At 64.4% G+C, this 6,237-nt stretch carries 5 protein-coding genes and 1 pseudogene; 2 read left to right on the forward strand and 4 right to left on the reverse strand.

What is annotated here, in order from left to right:
* The 4 genes and pseudogenes from JOZ76_RS26240 to JOZ76_RS26255 form a co-directional block, all read right to left on the reverse strand.
* Positions 1-682 (reverse strand): annotated as a pseudogene (locus JOZ76_RS26240) (GMC family oxidoreductase); the annotation flags it as partial.
* Positions 682-1,428: a gluconate 2-dehydrogenase subunit 3 family protein gene (locus tag JOZ76_RS26245; RefSeq protein WP_291703574.1), complete on the reverse strand. Its 747-nt coding sequence runs from the start codon at positions 1,426-1,428 to the stop codon at positions 682-684. The gene JOZ76_RS26245 and the pseudogene JOZ76_RS26240, both read right to left, overlap by 1 nt.
* Positions 1,428-1,877, reverse strand: coding sequence for a hypothetical protein (locus JOZ76_RS26250; RefSeq protein ID WP_291703566.1), 450 nt, complete (start codon positions 1,875-1,877; stop codon positions 1,428-1,430). Before JOZ76_RS26250 ends, JOZ76_RS26245 begins: the two co-directional genes overlap by 1 nt.
* Before the next feature lie 7 nt (positions 1,878-1,884).
* A complete protein-coding gene (locus JOZ76_RS26255) occupies positions 1,885-3,486 on the reverse strand; it encodes a GMC family oxidoreductase (RefSeq protein WP_291703569.1) in 1,602 nt (533 codons plus the stop codon).
* A gap of 204 nt (positions 3,487-3,690) precedes the next feature.
* Here JOZ76_RS26255 and JOZ76_RS26260 point away from each other — a divergent pair, with 204 nt between their 5' ends.
* Positions 3,691-4,479, forward strand: coding sequence for a thermonuclease family protein (locus tag JOZ76_RS26260; RefSeq protein ID WP_291703571.1), 789 nt, complete (start codon positions 3,691-3,693; stop codon positions 4,477-4,479).
* Between the two features lie 42 nt (positions 4,480-4,521).
* Positions 4,522-5,322: an SDR family NAD(P)-dependent oxidoreductase gene (locus tag JOZ76_RS26265; RefSeq protein WP_291703573.1), complete on the forward strand. Its 801-nt coding sequence runs from the start codon at positions 4,522-4,524 to the stop codon at positions 5,320-5,322.
* Positions 5,323-6,237 lie beyond the last annotated feature (915 nt).

A 6,237-nucleotide genomic window follows, 5' to 3' on the forward strand; every position in this document is an offset into this window, starting at 1 on the left:
AATTGGTGTAGGCGACGGAGATGTTGCCCGACGGCCGCGGAAACGGATGCAGGCCAAGCCCGGTCGTGGCCTTCGTGAACAGCTCCTGCGCATAGCCCTGCGTCATCGGAGGTGTCGGGTAATCCCGCGACCGTGCCCCTTCGAACGGATTGCCGCCGCTCTGGATCTCGCCCTTGATATTGCCGGCCTTGCCCGAAATGCCGGCGACATATTCGAACTTGTCGTAATAGGGCTCGAGTTCCTCATAGGAGACCGGCCAATCCTGGATGTGATTGCCCTCGGGCAGGATACCCGCGCCGTAGCGCTCGACCATGTGGCTGTGGATGCGAAAATCATCCGGCAGGAAGCGCCAGGTCTGGCCATTCCAGTGCAGGCCCGCGCCGCCCACACCATTGCCGGGCAGGAAACTGCCCCACTTGCGGATCGGCAGCGCGGTCTGCGAGGGGTTGTTGCGCATGGTCATCGTTTCCTGCTTCGGGCGCAGGAAGAGGTCGTGACGCACGGCGTAGCGGAGCTCGTCCGCGGCGGTGCCGATGTTGAAATCGGTCGCAGTGTCGCGCCACGGACCCCGCTCGATCGCGACGACGTCGAGACCGCTGCGGGCGAGTTCGAGGCTGACGATCGATCCGGTCCAGCCGAGCCCGATGACGACGACGTCCTTGCGCGGGAGACGGCGGGCCATCAGCGTTCTCCCCAGGCCGGCCGCCCCTGCATGCTGACCGGCGGCAGCGTGTAGGCCTCGTTCGGCTTCTCGATCACGTCGCGGAAATCGTAGCGGACGCCGGGAAAGCCGACCAGCTTCCAGCCCGCCATGTCGCGATTGCCGCCATAGATCGGATCGGCGAAGTAGCCCTCCATCGTGTTGGCGTAGATGGCGCTGAACAGCGTACGGCTGGAAAAGTTCGGAAAGCTGACCTCGCCCTTCTCCATTGCCGCAAGCAGCTTGTCCTGCTCCTCCGGATTGAGTGCGATGAAACCACGACCGCCATAGGTCGCCGTGCAATAGCCATGCAGCGCGGCGAGACCCAGCCGATATTGCTGGCGCGGCGTCAGCGGCGATTGTAGGCCTTGTGTCGGCAGCGGCTTTTCGGAGAACGGTCCCTGCATGTACAGCCAGTCGTTCCCGCCATAGGGGCCGGTGAGCTGGCGGTCGATGAAGGTGGTGACGCCGGCATCCTTGGCGCCTGGCCCCAGCTCGTCGGTCGGGATCAGGCGATCAACGATCGCGTCGACGGCGGCCGCTTCGCCCGCGGTGAAGAACAGGTAGCCGCCGGGAACGACCGGCTTCACCGGATAGGCCTCGTTCGGCCGCCACGGCAGCACTTTTGTGACGATACGCGCATGGACGCCTGCCGTCGTGATCAGCAGCGCGGCGCTCGCGAGCAAGCCGCGTCGAGTCATGGCGGAACGACTGGACTGCCGAAACATCACGTCACCTTCCGCCACATCGGTGGCCGCGCCTTGACGGGATCGAGCAGCGACCAGTCGCCCTGCTCGAGTGTGTAGCCTAAGGGAAATGGCGCGCGCAGTTCGAGATTGAGCGAGCGCAGCACGCGATCGTCGCGATAATAGCATTGCAGCACGACGCGGCTGAGCGTCGCCGCGGCCGCCCCGCCCGTGGCGCGAAACTCTTTGGCCACCGCATCGCGCGCCGCGTCATCCAGATCGGCCAGAGGCTTTCCGGCGAGGCGCGCCAGATGATCGAGCGCGGCGGCGACGGCCCCCGTGTCACGGCCGAGGGTCGCGAGAATGTCGGCCTGGATGTCCGGATCGTCGGCGCCGGGCACATCATGGTCGGCGCTTGCCGGGATCATCATGGCGGCGACGACGCGGAGGTCGTCGCGCTGTGCCGGCGTGAGGATCATTTCGACTGACATCGACACCTCAATCGAACAGATTGGCCAGGCGCTGCTTCATCTGGTCTGCAATGTAGAGCGCGATGGCCTGAATGGTGGAGGTCGGGTTGACGCCGCCCGAGGTGACAAAGACGCTGCCGTCGACGATGAACAGGTTTTTCACATCGTGCGTGCGGCCCCATTCATTGACCACCGAGCGCGCCGGATCGGTGCCCATGCGCGCAGTGCCGAGCAGATGCCAGCCGCCATAGAGGATCGGACTGTTGATGCAGATGTTGGTCGCGCCGGCCGCCGCGAGCAGTTCCCTGCCCCGCGCAAGCCCGTGCTCGATCATCTTTGCCGAGTTCTCGCCGATCGTGTAGTCGACCCGTGGCGCTGGAATGCCGTGACTGTCCTTCAGCTCCGGATCGAGCGTGACGCGGTTGTGTTCTTCGGGCAGGTCCTCGCAGATCGCCGAGAGGCCGAGCCGATGGCCGTTGAGCCGGCGGAACACAGCGTGGTGTTCGGCGCCCCAGGGCAAAATCCCCTTGGCCTCGCTGGTGACGGCCTCGAAGATCGGACCGCAGCCGCGCACGAACTGCAGCGCATAACCGCGGACGAAGTCGCGCGACGGATCGGTTTCGTAAAACTCCTTGCTCCAGAGACAGGTCGGCGGCGCACGGTTGCCGTCGGTCGGCTCGTCGACATAGCCGTAGAGCTGGGCGTAGGGGTGAAACATCAGATTCTTGCCGACGAGCCCGCTCGAATTGGCGAGACCATTCCGAAAACGTCCCGAGGCGGAGTTCAAAAGCAGCCGCGGCGTGCCGACGCCGTTACAGGCGATCACCACCACCTCGGCACCTTGGAACTGTTCGACGCCATCCTTGTCGTAGTAGACGGCGCCCGTGGCCATGCCGTGCTCATTGGTCGTGATCTCGCGGACCCGGCAGTGCGTGCGCAGCTCGACGCCGGCGCGCAGCGCCAGCGGCCAATAGGTGATGTCGGTCGAGGCCTTTGCGCCCTGCGCGCAAGCCGGCGTGCAATGGCCGAGATTGATGCAGCGGGCGCGGCCTTCGTAATCGGCGGTCGCAACCGTGGTGTCCGACGGCCACCAGTGCCAGCCGAGCTCGTTCATCGCTCTCGCGAAGATCGTGCCGGAGCGGCCGAGCGGCAAGGGCGGCATCGGCGGCGCCTCCTTCGGCGGAAACGCGGGATCGCCTGACAGGCCCGAGACGCCCATGATGCGGTCGTTTTCGGCAAAGAACGGCGCCAGCGTGTCGTAGTCGATCGGCCAGTCATCGGCGACGCCATCCAGGGTTCTCACGCGAAAATCCGATGGATGCAGCCGCGGAAAATGCGCGGTGTACATCACGGTCGAGCCGCCGACGCCGTTGAAATTGACAACCTTGATCGGCGAGTTGTCCTCGTTGATCGGGTAATCCTCCGGCCGCGCCCGAATATTCGGGCTCGGCGAATAGTCGCCGTAGAAACGCGCTTCCCAGTCGCGCCCATTGCTCGGATAGTCTGACGGTTTCATCCAGCCGCCCTGCTCCAGGCAGAGGATGTGCATCCTGGTGTCGGCCAGGCTCCAGGCCACCGCGGCACCGGAGGCCCCGGCGCCGATGATCAGAACATCGACCGGATCATTCATCCCTGAGCATTTAACTCCCCGCCCGCGCGCTTTGACGATGATCGCGCTTGCTTCCTGCAACGATATGATCAGAGCGGGTGGCGAGTAAAGGCACCGGAAAAGAGGGCGTCCATGCCGGGAAAGCGTGGATGGCATTGGTGTCGCGACACGCGGATATGCTAAGAGACATCCGACGAGCCCCCCTTGCACGCGCGCGAGAGAAGCATGCGATTGCGACGATACCTGTTTCCGATCTGGTCGTTTTTCGTTCTCGTCATGCTGCTTTCCTCGCCCGCACCCGGCCTTGCGGCGACAGCCATTGTCCGCGATGGCGCCACGATCCAGCTTGGCGACACCACGTTCCACCTCGACGGCGTCGATGCGCCGGAAATCGACCAGACCTGCATCGACGACCACGCCGATCCGTGGACCTGCGGCATCGAGGCGCGCGATGAACTCACCAGGCTGATTGCCGGCCGCAATGTTCATTGCGACGATCTCGGCGCCGACAAGACTTTTAGGAGGCGGCGCGGCGGCCTCTGCACGGTCGAGGGCGACAGCCTGAGCCTGAACCAGCAGTTGGTCAGCCAGGGCCTCGCCTTGAGCGTCGAGGCCCTCGGCAAGACGCAATTCAGCGACGATGCGAAGGCGGCGCGCGAGGCCAAGCGCGGCCTCTGGAAGGGGTGCTTTGTCGCCCCGCAGGATTTTCGCGGCGGAAGGAAAGACAGCGCGCTCTTGGGCGCCGCCTGCCGCGCCGATCGCGACGCCGAAATTCGCGCCGTGCTGTTTCCCGACGATCCCGCCATGCCTGGAAGCTGCAACATCAAGGCCAAGCTCGCCGCGCGCGCCCGTTTCACCGGCAATGTCGGCATCTATCATCTGCAGGGCTGCCTGAGCTACGCCGGCACGACGAGGCCGGACCGCTGGTTCTGCTCCGAGGATGATGCCCAGGCCGCCGGATTTCGCCGCGCCTTCAACTGCCGCCCCAGCGCGGCCGGCAAGCCGCGCAGATGATTTCGCACGCTGGTTCTGCGGCAGCAGCAAGGGAGGATCAACATGCGTCTGAAAGACCGCGTCGCCATCGTCGTCGGCGCCGGCCAGAGCCCGGGCGAGGGCATCGGCAACGGCCGCGCCACCGCGCTCACCTTTGCGCGTGAAGGCGCCAAAGTGCTGTGCGTCGACCATCACCTTGCCTCCGCGCAGGAGACCGTCGACCTGATCGCGGCCAAGGGCGGCACCGCGCTCGCCTTCAAGGCCGATGTGACCAAAAACGCCGAGATCGCGGCAATGGTCGCCGAGACCATCGACCGCTGGGGCAAGATCGACATCCTGCACAACAATGTCGGCGTCAGCCTCGGCGGCGGCGATGCCGAACTGCTTGCGCTCACCGAGGAGGCGTTCGACCGCGTCGTCGCGATCAACCTGAAGAGCTGCATCCTCGCCGCAAAACATGTCATTCCGATCATGCGCCGACAACAAAGCGGCGCCATCATCAACATCTCCTCGATGGCCGCGATCACCACCTATCCTTACGTCGCCTACAAGGCCACCAAATCGGCGATGATCGCCTTCACCGAGCAGCTCGCCTATCAGAACGCCGAGTTCGGCATCCGCGCCAACGTCATCCTGCCGGGGTTGATGGATACGCCGATGGCGGTCGAGACCCGCGCCCGGGAGTTTGGCAAGAGCCGCGCCGAGGTCGCCGCCGAGCGCGACAGCAAGGTGCCGCTGCGCAAGAAGATGGGCACTGCCTGGGACGTCGCCAATGCGGCGCTGTTCCTTGCCTCGGACGAAGCCTCCTTCGTCACCGGCGTGACGCTGCCGGTCGATGGCGGGGCCAGTGTGCGAAGGGGGTAGAGACTCGGCCAAGGTGTCTTCAGTTCGTCCGCGACGGCGGATGAGCTCTCGGATTCAAGATGTCAAACAACCACTCGTCTGTCGTCGCCCGGCTTGGCCGGGCGATCCAGCAATCCAGACACAGTCGTGCTTCACTGAGAAGCCGCGGCGTACTAGATTGCCCGCTTCCGCGGGCAATGACATTGAGAAATGATACGGATCACTCGCGCCAAGCACCAGCATTCCCGCGGCGCTGCTGCGCCCGAGTCATGGAAGCGAACGACCCTCTAAATCGAAGAGGGCGCAGGGAATGCCGGGTGCTGGCCGCAACCCATGGCCCGCCAGCAAATAGAAAAGCTGGCGGCAGTTGCCACAGGTTCAGCCAAATCATCCGGCATTCCCTGATGGTTTTAACGCTGTCCTTCGTGCTCTCCCCAGGGACCGGGCTTTCTTGCCCCTGTCGCGAGCAGATCGTTCTGCTCGCTTGACACCAGCGTCGGGGTGTCAGGACCACACGACTTCTGCGTCCGCCAAAAAACGCGTTCGTCTCACGCGCTGTCGCGTCCATCGCATCCCCGCCTCACGTGTCGTGACGATAGCGCATACGCCCCTCTTGCCGAGGCGGGATGCCGCGGATCATGCCTCTGATTTGGGGTCGGCGTCAAGTCAATTTCCGAAAATCAGCACTTGCATCCTGCGACAGATTGGCACGACAGGCAGTTTGCGCATGCCGCTCATGCGTCAACTGCCCGTCGTGCAATCAGAATTTGGAGTCGTCATCACCCGCGCAAGAGCCTGTGAGGGAATCTGGTGTTTAAACCCTTGCGATCCCGCTGCGACGTTCGGAGCGGGTGGTTGCTCCAGGTGGGGCCAGCCTAGGGAGGCTCGCCGGTGGTCATACAACCTCCCGCCTCAGTCGTTGTGCAGCCATCAGAT

The organism is Bradyrhizobium sp. (assembly GCF_019244115.1).
GTDB lineage: Bacteria > Pseudomonadota > Alphaproteobacteria > Rhizobiales > Xanthobacteraceae > Bradyrhizobium.

What these genes read in the sequence shown, in the direction of transcription:
- JOZ76_RS26245 (WP_291703574.1), bottom strand. Translation starts at nt 1,428, where the DNA reads ATGTTTCGGCAGTCCAGTCGTTCCGCCATGACTCGACGCGGCTTGCTC.
- JOZ76_RS26250 (WP_291703566.1), bottom strand. Translation starts at nt 1,877, where the DNA reads ATGTCAGTCGAAATGATCCTCACGCCGGCACAGCGCGACGACCTCCGC.
- JOZ76_RS26255 (WP_291703569.1), bottom strand. Translation starts at nt 3,486, where the DNA reads ATGAATGATCCGGTCGATGTTCTGATCATCGGCGCCGGGGCCTCCGGT.
- JOZ76_RS26260 (WP_291703571.1), top strand. Translation starts at nt 3,691, where the DNA reads ATGCGATTGCGACGATACCTGTTTCCGATCTGGTCGTTTTTCGTTCTC.
- JOZ76_RS26265 (WP_291703573.1), top strand. Translation starts at nt 4,522, where the DNA reads ATGCGTCTGAAAGACCGCGTCGCCATCGTCGTCGGCGCCGGCCAGAGC.